This window comes from Neomegalonema perideroedes DSM 15528 (assembly GCF_000374145.1).
Lineage (GTDB): Bacteria > Pseudomonadota > Alphaproteobacteria > Rhodobacterales > Rhodobacteraceae > Neomegalonema > Neomegalonema perideroedes.
In genome coordinates this window covers 1-1301 of sequence record NZ_KB893661.1, presented here as the reverse complement: position 1 = coordinate 1301, position 1301 = coordinate 1, and the positions used below count along the sequence as shown (strand labels likewise).

1 protein-coding gene is annotated in these 1301 nt (G+C 50.0%); it reads left to right on the top strand.

Annotated features, from left to right (window positions below; genetic code table 11):
• Positions 1–747: 747 nt before the first annotated feature.
• On the top strand, positions 748–1140 hold the full coding sequence (locus B161_RS20315) for an IS30 family transposase (RefSeq protein WP_407635465.1): 393 nt from the start codon (positions 748–750) through the stop codon (positions 1138–1140).
• The last annotated feature ends 161 nt before the right edge of the window (positions 1141–1301 follow it).

Genomic DNA, 1301 nt, shown 5'->3' with positions numbered 1-1301 from the left:
ATTTTATCTGTGGTTTTATTTTGGTTTTTATTTTTATATTTAGGTGTTTTATTTTTAATTAGTAAATTTCTATATATTTTAACTATTAACTGAAAGAAAAATCTGGCGCCATTTAATCAGCAGCGCTTTCATCATCGAGTCTCTGAAACGATATTTTTATTCTAATCATCTGCGTAAATTATAGAATCAGATTTGGCATGGCTGAATTCTCCTGCTTTTCATCTGTCGAACGCCGCCTTCTGGCGTGCTTGCATGAGATCGGCTTTGGCGTTCGTGAAATCGTCCGGGCCTGAAACGAGCTGTCTCGACGATTTCTCTGGAACTGCGGCGCAACCGCCCTGAACAGGAGGGCTATCGTGCGGATCTTGCGGATCGCATTTATCTGCGTTGCCGCCAGCGTTCTTGCGTTTTGGATCGCGACGAGAAGCTCCGCGCTTACGTCCTGGATCGCTTGGCGGAAGGGTGGACGCCAGAGCAGAGCTCAGGTCGCCTTCGGCTGGGATCAGAGGGGGAGCTTCGTGGATTGAGCTCAAAAGCGATCTACGGTTGGCTTCGCCGTCAGAGCGAAGAGGCGGCTCGACTTCGGCGCTTTCTTCCGCGCGGCGGTCGTTTGCTACGGCGGAAAGCCTCTGGTCTGGGGCTTCCGTGCAAGGTCTCCATCTGCGCCCGCCCTGATGCAGCTGAGAGGCGTCAGGAGGCTGGGCATGGGGGGGGGATCTGGTTTTGTGTAAGCGCCGATGACCTGTTCTGGTTCTGCATGAAAGGAAAACTCGGCTGACGCTTCTGACCCGTCTGAGCGGCCAGAGCGCCAGTGAGACATTTTTCGCTCTGACGAGGATGTTTCGGCGGCTTCCTGCGAGGATGCGGGGTTCTGTGACCTTCGACAACGACACCTGTTTCGCCTGGCACGGTCTTCTGCGGGGATTGTTGTCTGCAGGGGCCTTTTTCTGCGACGCTTACGCGCCATGGCAGAAGGGTGGGGTGGAGAATGCGAACGGCCTCGGTCTCATTCGCAGATGGCTGCCAGGGGGCACGGATTTAGACGAGATGGATGATGACGATCAACCTCACTCCACGGAAGTGTTTGGGATACATGGTGCCGATGGAGGTTTTCATGCAAGAGCTTGGGAAGACTTATAAAGTCTCATTTTTATGAGTAGTTTCAATATTGATTTTTCAGGCGCTCTAATATTTCGGTTGTTTTTTTTAAGCATATATAAAATAGATCAATATTTGGTGTGTCCGTGTGGTTTGATCCGGGTAAAATAAATGAATTTGTTGCATGATCATTTATTATTCTT